This window comes from Streptomyces sp. NPDC048254 (genome assembly GCF_043201895.1).
Lineage (GTDB): Bacteria > Actinomycetota > Actinomycetes > Streptomycetales > Streptomycetaceae > Streptomyces.
In genome coordinates, this window is the sequence record NZ_JBICZJ010000013.1 from 246,421 (window position 1) to 264,666 (window position 18,246).

The window sequence follows — 18,246 nt, forward strand, 5'->3', positions numbered from 1 at the left end:
CCGTACCTGGTGTCGTGCGGCGGAACACAGGCGCTGCAATATCCAGGCGATGTATGGGGAGTTGAAGATGAAGACCTCCTGGAGGAGCGCCTCTCTGGTGGCCACGGCCGCAGGCGTGCTTGCCTTGACGACGGGATGCGGTCAGGACAATGTGACCACCCCGTCCTCGGCGGCCCAGAACGTGGGTGCCACGGCCCCGGCCGGTGTCGGCAGCGTGGGCAGTGTGACCAGTCCCTCCACCGGTGCGGGCAACGGCTACGGCGCGGACGGCAGTCAGGCTTCCAGCTCTCCGGCCGCGGTCGCCCCCGCGGGCAAGCTGACCGTTGCCAGCAACCCCGATCTGGGCAAGGTGCTGACCGACGGCAGTGGCCTCACCCTCTACCGTTTCGACGCGGACACCGCCAATCCCCCCAAGTCGAACTGCGACGGTGACTGCGCCACCACCTGGCCGCCGGTGCCAGCCGACGACGCCTCGGCCGGTGCGGGCATCGACAAGGCGCTGCTCGGCGAGGTCACCCGCACCGACGGCACCAAGCAGCTGACCGTCGGCGGCTGGCCGGTGTACCGCTATGCCAAGGACGTCAACGCCGGTGACGTGAACGGCCAGGGCGTGGGCGGCAAGTGGTTCGCGCTGGCCCCCGACGGCAAGAAGGCCACCCTGGCCGACCTGCCCGGCCTGTCCGTTCGCAAGGACGCCAAGCTCGGTGACATCGTCGTCGACAAGAACGGCATGACGGTCTACCGCTTCATCAAGGACAAGGCGTGGCCCAAGGTCGTCTCGAACTGCACCGGTGACTGCCTCGTGAAGTGGCCGGCCGTCGCGGAGGTCGCCTCCAGTGACACCAAGGGCATCGTGAAGAAGGGCCTGATGGGCTTCACCCGGCCCGACAACGGCGCGAAGCAGCAGACGGTCAACTGCTGGCCCATCTACACCTTCTCCGGCGACGCGAAGGCCGGAGACACCAACGGTCAGGGCGTGGGCGGCACTTGGTACGCCGTCTCGCCCGAAGGAAAGCTGGTCGGCGCGCCGAGCTAGTAAGGGATCACCTCCCCAGGGTTGATCGCCCCGCCCAAGTCCACATTCGCGCATCGCGGAAGGGAGGGCAGAGGTCAGCGAGAGTCCCGGACGACGACACAACGGCGCACGACCGCCCGCCCCCTCCACACCGCACGGAGGGGGCGGGCTCCTGTGCTTTGTGTCGCACCCGCATGTGCTCTGCGTCGCACCCGCGTCCGGCGGACTGCCCGAACACCCCCAAAGCGCACACGGAATTCCCAGGTAGTGACCGGGAACGGACGGTCAATTTCCGGTTCCACTCGCCCAGTTCGCAGGCGATCAGTAGCCTCTGCTCGAACACCGGATCGTCTCAGCCTTGGAGAGATACATGGAGCGTCCCGCCTGGGCCCCACGGAGCATCGACATCTCGGTGCCGAGCGTTTCGCGTATCTACGACTACTACCTGGGCGGTTCGCACAATTTCGAGGTCGACCGGGAAGCGGCCCGCAAGGCGATGACGTACCTGCCGGGCCTGCCGAAGATCATGCAGGCCAACCGTGCCTTCATGCGGCGCGCCGTCCGCTTCGCCGTGGGGGCCGGCATCGAGCAGTTCCTGGACATCGGCTCCGGCATCCCCACCTTCGGCAACGTCCACGAGGTGGCCCAGACGGCGCACCCCGGCGCACATGTGGTGTATGTCGACCACGACCCGGTGGCCGTGGCCCACAGCCAGGCCGTGCTCGCGGGCAACGAGGAGGCGGACGTGGTCGCCGCGGACCTCCGCAAGCCCCAGGAGATCCTGTCGAGCCCTCAGGTGAGCCGCCTCATCGACTTGAATCGGCCAGTCGCCTTGCTCCTCGTTGCCATACTGCACTTCGTGGAAGACGCGGACGACCCGTACGGGACAGTGGCACAGCTGCGCGAAGCACTCGCGCCCGGCAGCCTGCTGATCCTCACGCATGCCTCGTACGAGGGAATCCCGCTGCCTCCCGAGCGGGCCGAGAGCGCGGTGGACGTATACAAGGACATTCGAAACCCGCTCATCATGCGCTCGCGCGACGAGATCGCAAGGTTCTTCGAGGGGTACGACATGGTGGAACCCGGACTGGTGCCGATGCCGCACTGGCGGCCGGAGTCGGCGCCGGAGGACGAGGATCCGTATGCCTTCTCCGGATTCGCCGGCGTGGGGATCGCGGCGTGATCGCGGAGCCGGACGGCCCGGAGGACAGACTGCGCCGGTTCGCGACGATCTGGAGCCGGGCGGTGTTCCCGGTGACCTCGACGTCCTTGACCCGGCCGGAGTTCGAGGAGCAACTCCTCCCGCTGGCACGCCGGTTGAGCGAGGTGCTGCTGGCGCACGGCTTCGACGCCGAGGAGGCCCGGCAGGTGGGGGCCGCGCTGATCGACGCGCACTGCACCGACCCCGAGGCGCTCAGCCGCACCCTCGACTGCGTCGACGCCTATCTGGCCCTGTACTGCGGTGCGGACGGCCCCCAGGACGAGCTGCGGATGCGTTCCTCGCGGATCCAGCACGCGATGGCCGCCGGGTTCGCCCAGGCGCTGCGTGAGCGTACGCTGGCCGAGCAGGAGGCCATCGCGCAGGCCGCGTTGCGGGCCCAGGGTGTGGTCGCGCAGGCGTTGCACGCCAGCGAGGCCCGCTTCCGCGCCGTCTTCGAGGGCGCCGCGATAGGAATCTGCATCGCCGATCTGGAGGGCAACGTCCTTCAGGTCAACGGTGCGCTGCTGCGTATGTTCGGCGGCTCCGAGCAGACCCTGCGCGGCCGCAAGGTCATGGAATGGGCGCATCCCGAGGACGCGCCGCAGACCTGGCGGCTCTACGAGGAGCTGGTGCGCGGCGAACGCGAGCACTACCACGTCGAGAAGGCGTTCAACCGCTCCGACGGGACGGTCCTGTGGACCAACCTGACCGTCTCCCTGCTCCGGGACCCGGACGGCGACCCGCAGTACCAGCTGGCCCTCATGGAGGACACCACCGAGCGTCGGCTGCTCAACCTGCGGCTGCGCTACGAGGCCACCCATGACGCGCTCACCGGCCTGCCCAACCGCACGCTGTTCTTCGAGCGCCTGGAGAAGGTCCTGGCCGCCGGTGAGGGCCAGCGCTTCGGGCTGTGCTACCTCGACCTGGACGGCTTCAAGACCATCAACGACAGCCTGGGCCACTCGGCGGGTGACCGGCTGCTGGTGGAGGTCGCCGACCGGCTGCAGTCCTGCGCGACCGCGCCCGGTGAGATGGTGGCCCGGCTCGGCGGCGACGAGTTCGTGGCGCTGACCACCGGACCGGCCACCCAGCGTGAGGTCGACGACCTGGCCGACCGCATCATGAACGCCCTGGTGACCCCGATCAGCATCGACGGCCGCGAACTCATGGTGCGGGGCTCCATCGGCATCGTCGAGGGCCCGGCGGGCGAGCGCACCCCGGCAGAGGTGCTGCGCAGCGCCGACATCACGATGTACCGGGCCAAGTCGGCGGGCGGCAACCGCTTCGAGCTGGCCGACCCGGAGGCCGACGCCCGCGCCATCACACGGCACGGCCTGACCACCGCGCTCCCCGCGGCCCTGGACCGGAACGAGTTCTTCATCGAGTACCAGCCGCTGGTCCACCTCGGCGACGGCAGCGTGCGCGGCGCCGAGGCGCTGGTCCGCTGGCTGCACCCGCAGCACGGCGTTCTCGGCCCCGACCGGTTCATCCCGCTCGCCGAACACACCGGCCTGATCGTGCCGTTGGGTCGCTGGGTCCTGGAGGAGTCGATCCGCCAGGCCCGCGAATGGGGAGAACGCTACGGCGAGCAGACCAGCGCCGGCCCGCTGCGGATCAACGTCAACCTGTCCCCGTGCCAGCTCAGCCACCCCGGCCTGGTCCAGGACACGGTGGACATCCTGGAGCGGACCGGAGTGGCCCCCGACGCGCTCTGCCTGGAGGTCACCGAGTCGGCCCTGATCGGCGCCGACGACGACCTCCTCAAGCCCCTGCGCCGCCTCGCCGAGATGGGCGTCGACATCGCCCTGGACGACTTCGGCACCGGCTACTCCAACCTCGCCAACCTCCGCCGCCTCCCGGTGAGCATCCTCAAACTGGACCGCTCCTTCACCCAGAGCATGCAGCAGTTCCCGGCGGACCCGGTCGACCTGAAGATCGTGGAGGGCATCGTCTCCCTGGCCCACAGCCTGGACCTCGCGGTCACGGTGGAGGGCGTGGAGACGGGTGCCCAGGCGGAACAGCTCCGTATACTGGGCTGCGACACGGCCCAGGGCTGGTACTACGCCCGTCCGGGCCCACCGGAGCGCCTGCACGACCTGGCGCTGGTGGACGCGACGGGCTGACGGCCCGGCGTCCCTTCGTGGGCCCTCAGTCGAGGTGGAACACCTCCTCGGCGGGGGCCCACCACTCGCCCTCGGCCACCGTGTCCAGCGGTTGCTGACAGGGGTCGGTCAGGGCCCACCACTCGCGGGTCACCGGGTCGGCGGCGATCTGCGCGGTGTCGGCGGCGTAGTCGGTCCCCGAGTATTCGAGGTAGCTGAACAGCAGCCCGTCCCGCAGGAAGATCGAGTAGTTGCCGATCCCGGCACGCTTGAGGGCCGCCAGCACGCCCGGCCACGCGGCGGCGTGCAGTGCGCGGTACTCCGACTCCTTCTCCGGGCGCAACCGGATGACGGCGGCGAAGCGCTGCATCTGACTCACCTCTCCTTCCTGAGAGACGAACGGCGAAGAATCAGTTTCATCCGACGGGCAGGACCCTAAGGATCAGATCCTTCCCGCGCAATGGTTCGGGGAGATGTCGCGTACGGGCGGTATTCCCCTGTCTCATCAGGCACTTGAAACCAGTTCCGTTCGACATCTTCCCTCCGTGTAACGCGGATGTCATAGTGACCACCGCCGATGAACCTGATTAATCCGAGCATCGATGAGGGGGTACACCGTGGCCGATCCGTCACCGGTCTCCGACGGTCCCTACCGGCCGGGGTACGAACTGGTCGCCGAACAACTCCTGGAGTACATCGCCGAACAGAACCTGCGACCGGGTGACCGGCTTCCCACGGAGGCGGGTCTGGCCGAGATCCTGGGCGCGACCCGCAACGTCACCCGTGAGGCGGTCAAGGTCCTCGCCGCCATCGGCCGGCTGAGCGTGCGGCGGGGCGCGGGCATCTTCGTCGCGGAGGCGTCCGGCGGGCTGGTGGACGACCATCTCTCGCACTTCCGGCCGACGAGCATGGAAGACGTCCTCATGCTCCTCGACTACCGCACGGTGATCGAGTCGGAGACGGCCCGCCGGGCCGCCGGCCTCGCCAACCCCGTCGAGGTCCGCACCATCCGGGAGGGCGCGCAGAGCTCCCTGACCGCGGCCCAGCAGAACGACGGGCACGCCTTCGCCCGGGCCGACGAGGCCTTCCACGACGCGGTGGGCGCGGCCTCGCACAACGTGTTCCTGAGGTCGAGCGTCGCCGGCGTACGGCGCCTCGCGTCCCAGTCCGACGTGCTGCTCTTCCACGGCGACGCCCCCGGCTCGCTGGAGGTCGCGGCACGACAGCATCTCGCCATCGCAGAGGCGGTCGCCGCGGGGGAGGCCGATCTCGCGAGCGAGCTGATGGTGGAGCACATCGCCACCACGCAGAGCCAGTTCGAGCGGAAGATCCGCGACCGGCTGTTCAACCTCGACGACCGTGCCGCCCCCGGGGCATCCGCGCGGCCGTCGTCGGACAGCGGTCCCGGGGACTCCGGCCTTCCGCCGCAGACATCGGTGTCGTAGGCCGGTCGGCGCCATACAGGCGCGGGCCGGTGGGGGCTGGTCGCGCAGTTCCCCGCGCCCCTTTCGGGGCGTGCACCTGACGCCCCTGAAGGGGCGCGGGCAACCACCCGCGGCCCGCACCCGTACGACGCCGACCGGCATCCCGGTAACCGGGCGGACGACCCGGTTCCGATGTTCCATCCCACCAGGCGATTGGATCTCCGTGTCTCTTCTGTCTGTGCGCAGGGGCAGAGCCGTGCCCCTGCCGAGAACCCTCATAGCCGCCCTGCCCGTTGCCCTGGCGATGGCCCCCCTGGCCGTCGCCCCCGCCCAGGCGGCCCCGAAAGCGTCCGGGCTCACCGTCTACGTCTCCCCGACCGGCAAGGACACCGGCCGGGGCAGCGCCGACCACCCCTTCAAGACCCTGGAACACGCACGGGACTACGTGCGCGACGCCAAGAGCAAGGTCGACGGCGATGTTCATGTCCGGCTGCTGGCCGGCACGTACCGGCTCAGCCGTACCTTCGCCCTCACCGCCCAGGACTCCGGCCGGGACGGGCAGCGGATCGTCTACGAAGCCGCGCCCGGCGCACATCCGGTGGTCAGCGGCGGCAAGCAGGTCACCGGCTGGACCAAGGCCGACGCCGACGGCAAGGTCTACAAGGCGAAGCTGACCGGCCTCGACACCCGCCAGCTGTACGTGAACGGCGAGTTGAGGACGCGGGCCCGCAGCGGGAAGAACCCCGCGGGCTTCAGCAAGACGTCCACCGGCTACACCTTCACCGACAGTGGCATCAGCGGCTACAAGAACCCCTCGGACCTCGAAGTCGTCAGCTCCTGGGGCTGGAAGCTGATGCGCTGCCCGGTCGAGTCGATCTCCGGCAACACGATGACGATGCGGCAGCCGTGCTGGCACAACGCCAACCTCCAGCAGGGACAGGAGATCCAGAACCCGACCTGGCTGGAGAACGCCCGCGAGCTGCTGGACAGCCCGGGGGAGTGGTACCTGGACAAGAGCGCCGGCGAGATCTACTACATGCCCGAGCAGGGCGAGAACATGAAGACCGCGGACGTCACCGTGCCCGTGGTCCAGGACCTGGTCGACCTGAACGGCACCCGTGACCACCCCGTCTCGAACGTGTCCTTCCAGGGCATCACCTTCTCCTACTCCGCCTGGCTCGAACCGAGTTCGTCCGACGGGCTCATCGAGGGCCAGGCCGGCTTCCGGATGGTCGGCGACGACAACCCGACCTTCGACTCCACGCGCCTGAACTGGAAGAAGACCCCCGGAGCCGTCAACGTCAGCCACGGGCAGGGCATCGAGTTCACCGGCAACACCTTCACCCACCTCGGTGCCGTCGGCCTCAACCTGAACACCGGCACCCAGCACACCACCATCACCGGCAACGTCTTCCGCCAGATCGCCGCGACCGGCATCCAGATCGGCGGAGTCACCTGGGGCGACGCCCACCCCGACGACCCCCGTGACATCACCAAGGACACCCTGGTGAACGACAACGTCGTCACCAAGGTCGCCGACCAGTACAACGGCTCGCTGGGCATCCTGGCCGGCTACACCGACTCCACGGTGATCACCCACAACAAGGTCCACGACCTGCCCTACAGCGGCATCTCCGTCGGCTGGGGCTGGGGCCTGACCGACCAGGGCGGCAACTCGGCCTATCCGAACAACGCCGGCATCCCGGTCTCGGACACCCCGACGATCAGCCGTGACAACGTCGTCAGCGACAACGAGATCAGCGACATCATGAAGTCGCAGGCCGACGGCGGAGCGATCTACACGCTCAGCAGCGACCCCGGCGGCAAGGTCACCGGCAACTACATCCACGACGTCCCGGCCCCCGCCTACGGCGCCGTCTACCACGACGAGGGCAGCCGGCACTGGGAGAACACCGGCAACGCGTTCTGCGACGTGGCCTTCCAGTGGCTGCTGATGAACCACGCCCAGGACAACGCGGCGACGGGCAACTACACCACCCAGCCCGCCTTCAGCGTCCAGTACCTGAGCCAGAACAACGACGTCAGCGGCAACACCACGGTCGGCTCCTGCGACCAGCTCCCCGCCTCGATCGTGAACAACGCCGGCCTGGAGAAGCCGTACCAGCACCTCGACCCGGACCCCGCGGTCACCGACCACCAGGCGCCCACCGCACCCGGCGACCTGACCTCGGTCACCGACTTCCCGACCGTCGCCGACCTGAGCTGGACCGCCGCCACGGACGACACCGGGGTCACCGGCTACTCGGTCTTCCGGGACGGCAAGCTGGTCAGCGCCTCCGGCAAGGCCTCGGTCCGCCTCTCCGGCCTGACGGCGGGACAGACGTACACCTTCACCGTCACCGCCCGTGACACGGCCGGCAACGAGTCCGCGCCCAGCCGGTCGCTGAAGGTCACCACGCCCGACGGCTCGGACCTGGCGCTGAACAAGCCGGTCACCGCGTCCTCCGACTCCGAGGGCAACGTCCCGGCCAAGGCGGTCGACGGCGACCTGTCGACCCGTTGGGCGCAGGGCCTCGGGCTGCCCGACCCGTCCTGGATCCAGGTCGACCTCGGCGCGTCGTACGACGTGACCGGCGCGATCACCACCTTCGAGAAGAGCAGCGGCTACAAGTACCGCATCCAGGTGTCGCCCGACGAGGTCCACTGGGGGACCCTCGCGGACCACACCGCCGACAACACCACCGCGCAGACCGACTACGCCGATACCGGCACCCCGGTCACCGGCCGCTTCGTACGGCTCACCGTGACCGGCTCCAGCGGCAACGGCGGCAGCATCTACGACTTCCAGGTCTACGGCACCGCCCGCGCCCCCGGCTCCGACCACACCGCTCCCAGCAGCCCGGGGCAGCCCACCGCCAAGGCGCTGCTGCCCAGCCTGGTGGACGTCAGCTGGCCGGCCGCCACCGACGACACCGGGGTGACCAGCTACGTCGTCTACCAGGACGGCACGCGGATCGGCGTCACCGGTGACACCTCCTACCGGGTCTCGGGCCTGAAGCCCGGGACGAAGTACTCCTTCACCGTCGTCGCCCGCGACGCCGAGCTCAACGCCTCCGACCCCAGTGTGGCGGCGGAGGTCACCACCCCGCCGGACGACGACCTGGCCCTCAACAAGACGGCGACGGCGTCCTCCGACTCGGAAGGACACGTTCCCGCGAAGGCGTTCGACGGTGACCTGACGACCCGCTGGGCGCAGGGCCTCGGCCTGCCCGACCCGTCCTGGCTCCAGGTGGACCTCGGCAAGGACACCAGCGTCTCCGCCGTGGTCACCACCTTCGAGAAGGCGGGCGGCTACCAGTACCGCCTGGAGTACTCCACCGACGGCGCGAACTGGTCGGTCTTCGAGGACCACACCGCGGCCGACACCGTCGCCCAGACCAACTACTCCTTCACCGACGAGCCCGTCACCGCCCGCTATCTGCGGCTGACCGTCACCGGCTCCAGCTGGAACGGCGGCAGCGTCTACGAGCTCCAGGCGTACGGCGGCTTCTGAGCGGTCAGCCGAAGAGCCGTCCCCGCACCCACAGAAACGAAAGCCAGGATGAAGATCACCCATGTCGAAGTACACCGGATCGACGTTCCGGCGGCCAGCCCGCCCTTCCGCTGGCGGGAGGGTCTGAGCGGCAGCGCTCCGGTCGGCGACGGCGCGGTCCTGCGCATCGGCACGGATGAGGGGGCCGAGGGAGTGGCCCTGTTCGCCCGCCCGGGAGCCTTCACCACGCTCACCGAGCTGGTGGACCGGGTCTTCCGCGAGGAACTGGTCGGGGCCGATCCGTTCCAGCGGGAGTGGCTGTGGCACCGGGTGTGGGAGCTGGACCGTATCCACGAACTCCCGCTCCCCACCCTGGGCCTGATCGACATCGCCCTGTGGGACCTGGCCGGCCGCTACCACGGCCAGCCGGTCTGGCGGCTGCTCGGCGGCTTCCGCGAAGCCATCCCCGCCTACGCCTCGACGTCGACGTTCGCCACCACCGAGGAGTTCCTCGACGTCGCCGACCAGTGCCTGGACCTCGGCTACCGGGGCATCAAACTGCACGCCTGGGGCGACGCCCGCCGCGACGCCGACCTCTGCCTCGCCCTGCGCGCGCACGTCGGCCCGGACGTGCCCCTGATGTACGACGGCTCGGCCGGCTTCGACCTGCCCGACGCGATCCGCCTCGGGCGGGCCCTCTCCGAGGCCGACTACCTCTGGTACGAGGAGCCGATGCGCGAGTTCAGCGTCTCCGCCTACCAGCAGCTCGCCGCGGCCGTCGACGTGCCGCTGCTGGTCGCCGAGACCTCCGACGGGGCCCACATGAACTCCGCCGACTTCATCCGGGCCGGCGCCGCCACCTTCGGCGTCCGGGCCGGCACCACCCTGCGCGGCGGCATCACCGGCGCCATGCGCACCGCCCATCTCGCCGACGCCTACCGGCTGCGCGCCGAGGTGCACGGTTCGGACATCCCCAACCACCACCTGTGCATGGCCATCTCCAACACCACCTACTACGAGTCCCTGGTCACCGCCACGACGGTCGTGCGCGAACGCCACGTGGACGACCGGGGCCTGGTCCACGCCCCCACGGGACCCGGCATCGCCCTTCCCCTCGACCTCGGCTACGGCAGCGAACTCCTGCCGTTCGTCGAACAGCCGCGCTGACCGGTAAGAACAGAAAGGCAAGACGATGAGGTCTTCCGTCTCCAAGAGAGCAGGCGTTCTGCGTACGGCCGCCGCCGCGCTCTCCCTGACCACCGCGGCGCTCCTGGCCGGCTGCGCCAGCGCCGACACCACCGCGCAGTCCTCCTCCGACCAGTCGACGTTCAAGCCGGCCACCCAGAAGGACGGCTCACAGATCACGGTGTGGGCGGACTCGACCCGCCTGCCGTCGGTGCAGGCGTACCAGAAGGCCCACCCGGACGTGAAGATGGACATCGTCACGTACGACGGCGGCGCCGACGGCTCGACCTACCTGCAGTCCAAGGTGCAGCTCTTCGACCGGACCGGCAGCGGCTGGCCGGACGTGGTGTTCGGCTCGCCCACCGACGTCACCTGGGCCTCCGAGCCCACCAAGCCCGGTGTGCAGCCGTTCGCCGCCCCGCTGGACGACAAGCTCGTCCCGCAGAGCACGCTGAAGGGCTTCGCCAAGGGCTCCCTGACCCCCTGCCAGTTCGACGGCCACACCTACTGCCTGCGCAACGACATCGCGCAGGTCGTCCTCTGGTACAACAAGTCCCTCATGGACAAGTGGGGTTACCCGGTCCCCACCACGTGGGAGGCGTACGAGGCCCTCGGCAAGAAGGTGGCCAAGGAGCACCCCGGCTACCTCGTCGGCTCGGTCGGTGACACCAACTCCCACGAGTCGTACTTCTGGTCCGGCCAGTGCCCGGCGTTCGACCTGGTGAAGCCGGACACCCTGCGCACCGACCTCCAGGACCCGAACTGCACCCGCACGGCGAAGCTCCTGGACGGCCTGATCGACGCCAAGGCCGTCACCACCAAGGGCTTCTTCAGCCAGGGCTTCGCCAAGGAGAGCGGCAGCAAGGTCCTGATGGCGTACGGCCCGTCCTGGTACGGCCAGTACCTCTTCAAGGCGGCCTTCAACGCCCCGGCCAAGCAGATCGCCGCGGCACCCCCGCTCACCTGGGCGGGGGAGTCGAAGGCGGCCACCGGAAACGTCGGCGGCGGGGTCTGGATGGTGTCCTCGCACAGCGCCAACCTCAAGGCCTCCACGGACCTGGTCACCTGGCTGACCACCTCCGACGAGAACCAGGCGTCCGCGCCCACCTACCCCGCCTACACCAAGGCCGCGCAGGCCTGGCTGAAGAACCCCGCCAACAGCGACTACTTCGCCGCCGACGTCAGCGAGGCGTTCGAGCAGGCCGCCGACGAGGTGTGGACCGGCTGGTCGAACACCAGGTTCTCGGACGCCACCGCCTGGTCCAGCGTCGTCCTGCCCGCGCTGACCGCCGGGAAGAGCCTGACCGACACGCTGCCGGCCTGGCAGCAGGAGATCGGCAACGAGGCGAAGGCACACGGATACAAGGTGGAGAACCAGTGACCCTGCTGGAGACCGAGCGCGTCGCCGTCTCCTCCCCGCGCCGCGGCACCCCGCCGCGGCGCGGGGCCCGCGGCCGTGCGGGCTACTACTTCGTCGCCGGCTACGCGCTGCTGCTGCTCGCCTTCGGCGTAGTCCCCACCGGCTACTCCTTCTACCTGGCGTTCACCAACGACCGGGGCCAGTTCACCGGCCTGAACCAGTTCGTGAAGGTGGTGCAGGACTACCGCTTCGGGCCGGCTTTCAGCCACATGCTGATCTACCTGCTGCTGTGGCTGGCCGCGCTCGTGGTCCTGGTCGTCCTGGTCGCCGTGATCCTGCGCAGCCGGGTCCGGCCCGGTACCTCGGCCCTCTTCCGCTTCCTCTACTACATCCCCGGCGCCCTCGCCGGCGTGGCCAGCGTCCTGGTCTGGCTGTTCATGCTGGATCCCGACGTCAGCCCGGTGTCCTGGCTGCTGAAGAGCATGGGCATGCAGACCTTCGCGGCCGTCCTCGCCCCCGCCAACCTGCCGTGGATCCTCATGCTCATCGCCTTCTGGACCGGCGCGGGCGGCTGGATGGTGGTGATGTACGGGGCGCTCAACAACATTCCCGACGAGGTCCTCGAAGCCGCCCGGATGGACGGCGCGGGCCCCTGGCGGACCGCCTGGCACATCCAGATCCCGATGATCCGCCAGTGGATCGTCTACATGACCATCATGGCGTTTGCCACCGGCACCCAGTTGTTCGTCGAGCCCCAGCTGCTCCAGACGGCCAGCCTCGGCCGGGTCAGCCCCACCTGGTCGCCCAACCAGCTCGCCTACGTGTACGCCTTCCAGCAGGGCGACTTCAACGGCGCCGCCGCCATCTCCGTCGTCCTGCTCGCCGTGGGACTCCTGGCCGCGGGCCTGCTGGTCGCCCGCTCGAACCTGTTCAAGTTGGATGAGTCATGACGCAATCAACTCTCTCCCCGGCAGCGGCGACCCGGCGCGTCGGCCGGCCGGCCCGAGCCCTCTCCTTCCTGGTCGTGGCCGTCCTGCTGGCCTTCCTTCTGGTGTTCTTCGTCCTGCCGGTGGTCTGGCTGCTGCTCGCCCCGTCCAAGACGGCGGGGGAGATGGTCCGGAACAATCCTCTGTCCTTCGGATCGTTCGGGCAGATCGGTGCGGCCTGGCACCATCTCTTCTCCTTCCAGGACGGCGCGATGCTCACCTGGCTGAAGAACTCGGCGATCTACTCCGGCGGTTCACTCGTCCTGACCCTCGCCGTCAGCGTCCCGGCCGGCTACGCGCTGGCCCTGACGAAGTTCAGGGGCCGCAAGACGCTCCTCGTGATCACCCTGGTCACCATGATCATGCCGCAGGCCACCCTGGTGCTGCCGGTCTTCCTGGAGCTCAACCGCTTCCACCTGATCGGCACCGTCTGGTCGGTGATCCTGCCCTTCTCCTTCTACCCGTTCGGCGTGTACCTCGTGTACATCTACTTCGGCAGCAGCCTGCCCAGGGACCTGCTGTCGGCCGCACGGATCGACGGCTGCACCGAGTGGCAGCTCTTCTCACGCATCGCGCTCCCGCTCGCCAAGCCGGTGATCGGCCTGGTCGCGTTCTTCAGCTTCGTAGGCAACTGGAACAACTTCTTCCTCCCCTACCTGGTCCTCCCGAACAGCAACGAGTTCCCGGTCCAGGTAGGCCTCAACCAACTCCTCACCTCCACCCCGTCGTTCAACCCGGTGGCAGGCGCGGGCCTGAACATCACGATCCCCGAACTGGCGCTGGCGATCATCATCGCAATCCTGCCGGTCCTGGTCCTGTTCCTCTTCTCCCAGCGCACGCTGGTGTCGGGGATGCTGGCCGGGGCAACCAAGGAATGAACGGCTGCTGAAGCGCCCCTACAGGGGCGCGGGGCTGTTTCAATTTGCGGCTCCGCCGCGTGGGCGCGACCAGCCCCCACACACCCGCACCCCACCACGGCGCTCCCGCCCCGTCACCTCTCCAACAGCATCCTCTGAAGCTCCCGTGCCGCCCGAGGCGGCGCAACGTCACTCCGGTGCGCCAAAGCGATCGTCCGATGCAACCCCGGCCGGGCCAACGGAGTGACCCGCAACCCCCGCCCCGACCGAGCGGCGACCATCCGGGGAACCACGGCCACCCCCAACCCCGCCCGCACAAACCCCAGCACCGCGTCCATCTCACCCCCCTCGACAGCGAAACCCGGCTCGAACCCAGCGGAGCGACACGCCGCGACGGTCAGCTCCCGCAGGTCGTACCCGTGCCGGAACATCACCAGCCGCTCCCCCTCCAGATCGGCGATCTTCACCCCGCCCCGCCCCCGGCCGGGCGCCGTCGCCTCGGGCGAGGAGACCACCACCAGGTCCTCCCGCAGCAGCTCCACGGTGGTCAGCGCGGGCGACGCCGGCGGCAGCGGCAGCACGATCAGCGCCAGATCCAGCGCCCCGCGTGCCAGCTCCCGTACCAGGTCATGGGAGCCGCTCTCCTCGATCAGCAGCTGGATCCCGGGATACCGGTCGTGGAAGGACCTCAGCACGTCCGGCAGCAACCCGGTGCACAGGCTCGGCGTCGCCCCCAGCCGCACCCGCCCGCTCCGCAGCTGCACCAGCTCCTGCACCTCGTGCCGGGCGGTGTCCGCGTCCGCGAGGATCCGCCGGGCCAGCGGCAGCAGTGCCTCGCCCGCGTCGGTGAGCGTGATGTTGCCCCGGGCCCGCAGGAAGAGATCCGCCCCCAGCTCCCGCTCCAGCGCCCTGATCTGCTGGGACAGCGAGGGCTGGGCGACATGGACCAGCTCGGCGGCCCGGGTGAAGTGCCGGGTCTCGGCGACGGCGACAAAGTACTGAAGCTGCTGGAACTGCATGGTGACACGATAGCTTCTGGCTATGGAATCCAGCCGGACCATGTCTTGGACCGATCAGGTGTCCGGGCCTTACCGTCCTGAACATGGCTCTGGCAACGCGGACGGACCGACGGCCGTCCATGGCACGCACGATGTGGGACAGCTCCGTCGGCAAGAAGACCGTGATGGCCGTCAGCGGCCTGATCATGCTGCTCTACCTGGTCGTGCACATGATCGGCAACCTGAAGATCTACTTCGGGGCGGGCGAGTTCAACCACTACGCCCACTGGCTGCGCACCGTCGGCGAACCCTTCATGCACTACGAGTGGACGCTCTGGCTCATCCGGATCGTCCTGGTCGTCGCCGTGGTCGCGCACGCCACGTCCGCGTACCAGCTCAGCCGCCGTGACATCAGGGCGCGCCCGACGAAGTACGTCCACAGCAGGCCCCGGGCCAGCTACGCGACCCGCACCATGCGCTGGGGCGGGATCATCCTGGCCCTGTTCATCGTCTGGCACATCCTCGACCTGACCACCGGCACCGTGCACTCCGGCGGCTTCCAGGAGGGCCACCCGTACCAGAACGTCGTGGACACCTTCTCCACCTGGTACGGCAACGTCATCTACATCGTCGCGATGCTCGCGCTCGGCCTGCACGTCCGGCACGGCTTCTGGAGCGCCGCCCAGACCCTCGGCGTCGGCAGCCGCACCCGCGACCGCGTCCTCAAGGCCACGGCCAACGTCCTCGCGCTGCTGCTCACGGCCGGCTTCATCGCCGTACCCGTGGGTGTCATGACCGGAGTGGTGAGCTGAACATGACCGACTACGTGAACTACACGACCGGCGAAGCCGTCGCCGACGCCAAGGCACCCGCCGGACCGGTCAACGAGCGCTGGGACACCCGCCGCTTCGAGGCCAAGCTGGTCAACCCCGCCAACCGGCGCAAGCACACCGTGATCGTCGTCGGCACCGGTCTGGCCGGCGGCTCCGCCGGGGCCACCCTCGCCGAACAGGGCTACCACGTCGTCCAGTTCTGCTACCAGGACTCCCCGCGCCGCGCCCACTCCATCGCCGCACAGGGCGGGATCAACGCGGCGAAGAACTACCGCAACGACGGCGACTCCGTCCACCGGCTGTTCTACGACACCGTCAAGGGCGGCGACTTCCGGGCCCGGGAGTCCAACGTCCACCGGCTCGCGCAGATCTCCGTCGAGATCATCGACCAGTGCGTGGCGCAGGGCGTGCCGTTCGCCCGCGAGTACGGCGGTCTGCTCGACACCCGGTCCTTCGGCGGTGTCCAGGTGTCCCGCACCTTCTACGCCCGTGGGCAGACCGGGCAGCAGCTGCTCCTTGGCGCCTACCAGGCGCTGAGCCGGCAGATCGCCGCCGGGAACGTGGAGATGCATCCGCGTACCGAGATGCTCGACGTGATCGTGGTCGACGGGCGGGCGCGCGGGATCGTGGCCCGGGATCTGATCACCGGGAAGATCGATACCTACTTCGCGGACGCCGTCGTCCTGGCCAGCGGTGGCTACGGCAACGTCTTCTACCTGTCGACGAACGCCATGAACTCCAACGCCACCGCCGTCTGGCGGGCGCACCGGCGCGGCGCCTACTTCGCCAACCCGTGCTTCACCCAGATCCACCCCACCTGCATCCCGCGCACCGGCGACCACCAGTCCAAGCTCACCCTGATGAGCGAGTCGCTGCGCAACGACGGCCGGATCTGGGTGCCCAAGGCCAAGGGTGACACCCGGCCCGCCAACCAGATCCCCGAGGACGAGCGCGACTACTACCTGGAGCGCATCTACCCGTCCTTCGGCAACCTCGTCCCGCGTGACATCGCCTCCCGCGCCGCGAAGAACGTTTGCGACGAGGGACGGGGCGTCGGGCCCGGCGGGCAGGGCGTCTATCTCGACTTCGCCGACGCCATCGCGCGGCTGGGGCGGAAGGCCGTCGAGGCCAAGTACGGCAACCTCTTCGACATGTACCAGCGGATCACCGACGAGGATCCGTACCAGGTGCCGATGCGGATCTATCCCGCCGTGCACTACACGATGGGCGGGCTGTGGGTCGACTACGACCTCCAGACCACCGTCCCCGGGCTGTTCGCGGTCGGCGAGGCCAACTTCTCCGACCACGGGGCGAACCGGCTCGGCGCGAGTGCGCTGATGCAGGGCCTGGCCGACGGTTACTTCGTGCTGCCGGCCACCATCAACGACTACCTCGCCCGCAACCCCCACCAGGAGGCGGTGACGGACGAACACCCCGTCGTGCAGGAGGTGCTGGCCGAGACGGAGGACCGGCTGAACCTGCTGCTGTCCGTCGACGGCGACCGCACACCCGACTCCTTCCACCGTGAACTCGGCGAAGTGATGTGGGAGTTCTGCGGCATGGCCCGGACGGACTCGGGGCTGCGCAAGGCACTTGAGCGCATCCCGCAGATCCGCGAGGAGTTCTGGCGGCGCATCAAGGTGCCCGGGACCGGCGAGGAGTTCAACCAGTCGCTGGAGAAGGCCAACCGCATCGTCGACTACCTGGAGCTGGCCGAGCTGATGTGCCTCGACGCGCTGCACCGCGCCGAGTCCTGCGGCGGCCACTTCCGGGAGGAGTCCCAGACGCCGGACGGCGAGGCCGCCCGCAAGGACGACGAGTTCGCCTACGCGGCCGCCTGGGAGTTCACCGGCACCGGGGACGCCCCGGTCCTGCACAAGGAAGACCTGGTCTTCGAGTACGTCCACCCCACTCAGCGGAGCTACGCATGAAGCTCACCCTGCGCGTCTGGCGGCAGCAGAACGCCGACGCCGACGGCGCGATGTCCACGTACGAGGTGGACGGCATCTCCTCGGACATGTCCTTCCTGGAGATGCTCGACACCCTCAACGAGGAGCTCATCCTCAACGGCGAGGACCCGGTCGCCTTCGACCACGACTGCCGTGAGGGGATCTGCGGCGCGTGCTCCCTGGTGATCAACGGGGACGCGCACGGCCCGGAGCGGACCACCACCTGCCAGCTGCACATGCGGTCCTTCAAGGACGGCGACACGATCGACATCGAGCCGTGGCGGGCCTCCGCCTTCCCGGTGATCAAGGACCTGGTGGTCGACCGGTCCGCGTTCGACCGGATCATCCAGGCCGGCGGGTACATCACCGCGCCGACCGGCGCCGCGCCGGAGGCGCACGCCACGGCGGTGCCGAAGGCCGACGCCGACTTCGCGTTCGAGCACGCGGAGTGCATCGGGTGCGGTGCGTGCGTGGCGGCCTGCCCCAACGGGGCGGCGATGCTGTTCACCTCCGCCAAGATCAACCACCTGAACGTACTGCCCCAGGGGGCTCCCGAGCGGGAGACGCGGGTGCTGGACATGGTGGCCCAGATGGACGACGAGGGCTTCGGCGGCTGCACGCTGACGGGGGAGTGCGCGACGGCCTGCCCGAAGGGCATTCCGCTGGTGTCCATCACGAGCATGAACAAGGAGTGGCTGCGGGCCACCCGGAAGGCGGGAAAGCGGTAGCGCCGTAGGAGGCGCGTAAATGAACGTTCGCCGACAAGTGCGAGCGGGCGGGGCCGGGGCTGGTGCTCCCCGGCCCCGTTTCGCCGTTCGCCAACCGTCGCGCCACGGGCGCGCA

14 protein-coding genes are annotated in these 18,246 nt (G+C 69.2%); 12 read left to right on the forward strand and 2 right to left on the reverse strand.

Going from position 1 to position 18,246, the window contains the following annotated elements; translation table 11 throughout:
* Nucleotides 1-67 precede the first annotated feature (67 nt).
* The 3 genes from ACGFZQ_RS33145 to ACGFZQ_RS33155 all read left to right on the forward strand — a co-directional run bounded on the left by ACGFZQ_RS33145 (nt 68) and on the right by ACGFZQ_RS33155 (nt 4,339).
* Nucleotides 68-1,036, forward strand: a complete 969-nt coding sequence (locus ACGFZQ_RS33145; protein WP_393843417.1) for an SCO0930 family lipoprotein — start codon at nt 68-70, stop codon at nt 1,034-1,036.
* 349 nt (nt 1,037-1,385) lie between these two features.
* Nucleotides 1,386-2,198: an SAM-dependent methyltransferase gene (locus tag ACGFZQ_RS33150; RefSeq protein ID WP_393843418.1), complete on the forward strand. Its 813-nt coding sequence runs from the start codon at nt 1,386-1,388 to the stop codon at nt 2,196-2,198.
* On the forward strand, nt 2,195-4,339 hold the full coding sequence (locus ACGFZQ_RS33155; protein ID WP_393843419.1) for a putative bifunctional diguanylate cyclase/phosphodiesterase: 2,145 nt from the start codon (nt 2,195-2,197) through the stop codon (nt 4,337-4,339). The genes ACGFZQ_RS33150 and ACGFZQ_RS33155 overlap by 4 nt, the downstream gene beginning before the upstream one ends.
* Nucleotides 4,340-4,364: 25 nt before the next feature.
* On the opposite strand, the gene ACGFZQ_RS33160 is transcribed toward ACGFZQ_RS33155, so the two are convergent.
* Nucleotides 4,365-4,688 carry an L-rhamnose mutarotase gene (locus tag ACGFZQ_RS33160; RefSeq protein ID WP_351703832.1) on the reverse strand — a complete coding sequence of 108 codons (324 nt, stop codon included), beginning with the start codon at nt 4,686-4,688 and terminating at the stop codon, nt 4,365-4,367.
* A gap of 232 nt (nt 4,689-4,920) precedes the next feature.
* Between ACGFZQ_RS33160 and ACGFZQ_RS33165 the strand changes: the two genes are divergently transcribed.
* From ACGFZQ_RS33165 to ACGFZQ_RS33190, 6 genes are all read left to right on the forward strand, one after another.
* Nucleotides 4,921-5,763 (forward strand): FadR/GntR family transcriptional regulator, encoded by an 843-nt coding sequence (locus tag ACGFZQ_RS33165; protein ID WP_393843420.1) that lies wholly within the window; start codon nt 4,921-4,923, stop codon nt 5,761-5,763.
* A gap of 283 nt (nt 5,764-6,046) precedes the next feature.
* The gene (locus tag ACGFZQ_RS33170) at nt 6,047-9,256 is read left to right on the forward strand and encodes a discoidin domain-containing protein (protein ID WP_393843457.1); all 3,210 of its coding nucleotides are present in this window, start codon (nt 6,047-6,049) and stop codon (nt 9,254-9,256) included.
* Between the two features lie 48 nt (nt 9,257-9,304).
* Nucleotides 9,305-10,402: an enolase C-terminal domain-like protein gene (locus ACGFZQ_RS33175; protein WP_351744143.1), complete on the forward strand. Its 1,098-nt coding sequence runs from the start codon at nt 9,305-9,307 to the stop codon at nt 10,400-10,402.
* 25 nt (nt 10,403-10,427) lie between these two features.
* Complete coding sequence (locus ACGFZQ_RS33180; RefSeq protein WP_393843421.1) at nt 10,428-11,801, forward strand: ABC transporter substrate-binding protein; 1,374 nt, start codon at nt 10,428-10,430, stop codon at nt 11,799-11,801.
* A complete protein-coding gene (locus tag ACGFZQ_RS33185) occupies nt 11,798-12,730 on the forward strand; it encodes a carbohydrate ABC transporter permease (protein WP_393843422.1) in 933 nt (310 codons plus the stop codon). The genes ACGFZQ_RS33180 and ACGFZQ_RS33185 overlap by 4 nt, the downstream gene beginning before the upstream one ends.
* Entirely contained in the window at nt 12,727-13,644 is a 918-nt protein-coding gene (locus ACGFZQ_RS33190) for a carbohydrate ABC transporter permease (RefSeq protein ID WP_393843423.1), read from the forward strand. Before ACGFZQ_RS33185 ends, ACGFZQ_RS33190 begins: the two co-directional genes overlap by 4 nt.
* 113 nt (nt 13,645-13,757) lie before the next feature.
* Here ACGFZQ_RS33190 and ACGFZQ_RS33195 read toward each other — a convergent pair whose 3' ends face one another.
* Nucleotides 13,758-14,642, reverse strand: coding sequence for a LysR family transcriptional regulator (locus tag ACGFZQ_RS33195; protein ID WP_393843424.1), 885 nt, complete (start codon nt 14,640-14,642; stop codon nt 13,758-13,760).
* A 119-nt stretch (nt 14,643-14,761) separates the two neighbouring features.
* Between ACGFZQ_RS33195 and ACGFZQ_RS33200 the strand changes: the two genes are divergently transcribed.
* Genes ACGFZQ_RS33200 through ACGFZQ_RS33210 form a run of 3 tightly spaced genes read left to right on the forward strand, consistent with a single transcriptional unit; the run spans nt 14,762 to nt 18,131 of the window.
* Nucleotides 14,762-15,433: a succinate dehydrogenase gene (locus ACGFZQ_RS33200; RefSeq protein WP_351744349.1), complete on the forward strand. Its 672-nt coding sequence runs from the start codon at nt 14,762-14,764 to the stop codon at nt 15,431-15,433.
* Nucleotides 15,434-15,435: 2 nt separating this feature from the next.
* On the forward strand, nt 15,436-17,385 hold the full coding sequence (locus tag ACGFZQ_RS33205) for a fumarate reductase/succinate dehydrogenase flavoprotein subunit (RefSeq protein ID WP_393843425.1): 1,950 nt from the start codon (nt 15,436-15,438) through the stop codon (nt 17,383-17,385).
* Nucleotides 17,382-18,131 (forward strand): succinate dehydrogenase/fumarate reductase iron-sulfur subunit, encoded by a 750-nt coding sequence (locus ACGFZQ_RS33210; protein WP_351703725.1) that lies wholly within the window; start codon nt 17,382-17,384, stop codon nt 18,129-18,131. Before ACGFZQ_RS33205 ends, ACGFZQ_RS33210 begins: the two co-directional genes overlap by 4 nt.
* Nucleotides 18,132-18,246: the final 115 nt, after the last annotated feature.

Bases quoted from the DNA above. Each gene is read 5' to 3' on its own strand.
- ACGFZQ_RS33145 (WP_393843417.1), top strand. From the start codon at position 68: ATGAAGACCTCCTGGAGGAGCGCCTCTCTGGTGGCCACGGCCGCAGGC.
- ACGFZQ_RS33150 (WP_393843418.1), top strand. From the start codon at position 1,386: ATGGAGCGTCCCGCCTGGGCCCCACGGAGCATCGACATCTCGGTGCCG.
- ACGFZQ_RS33160 (WP_351703832.1), bottom strand. From the start codon at position 4,688: ATGCAGCGCTTCGCCGCCGTCATCCGGTTGCGCCCGGAGAAGGAGTCG.
- ACGFZQ_RS33165 (WP_393843420.1), top strand. From the start codon at position 4,921: ATGAGGGGGTACACCGTGGCCGATCCGTCACCGGTCTCCGACGGTCCC.
- ACGFZQ_RS33170 (WP_393843457.1), top strand. From the start codon at position 6,047: ATGGCCCCCCTGGCCGTCGCCCCCGCCCAGGCGGCCCCGAAAGCGTCC.
- ACGFZQ_RS33175 (WP_351744143.1), top strand. From the start codon at position 9,305: ATGAAGATCACCCATGTCGAAGTACACCGGATCGACGTTCCGGCGGCC.
- ACGFZQ_RS33180 (WP_393843421.1), top strand. From the start codon at position 10,428: ATGAGGTCTTCCGTCTCCAAGAGAGCAGGCGTTCTGCGTACGGCCGCC.
- ACGFZQ_RS33190 (WP_393843423.1), top strand. From the start codon at position 12,727: ATGACGCAATCAACTCTCTCCCCGGCAGCGGCGACCCGGCGCGTCGGC.
- ACGFZQ_RS33195 (WP_393843424.1), bottom strand. From the start codon at position 14,642: ATGCAGTTCCAGCAGCTTCAGTACTTTGTCGCCGTCGCCGAGACCCGG.
- ACGFZQ_RS33200 (WP_351744349.1), top strand. From the start codon at position 14,762: ATGGCACGCACGATGTGGGACAGCTCCGTCGGCAAGAAGACCGTGATG.
- ACGFZQ_RS33205 (WP_393843425.1), top strand. From the start codon at position 15,436: ATGACCGACTACGTGAACTACACGACCGGCGAAGCCGTCGCCGACGCC.
- ACGFZQ_RS33210 (WP_351703725.1), top strand. From the start codon at position 17,382: ATGAAGCTCACCCTGCGCGTCTGGCGGCAGCAGAACGCCGACGCCGAC.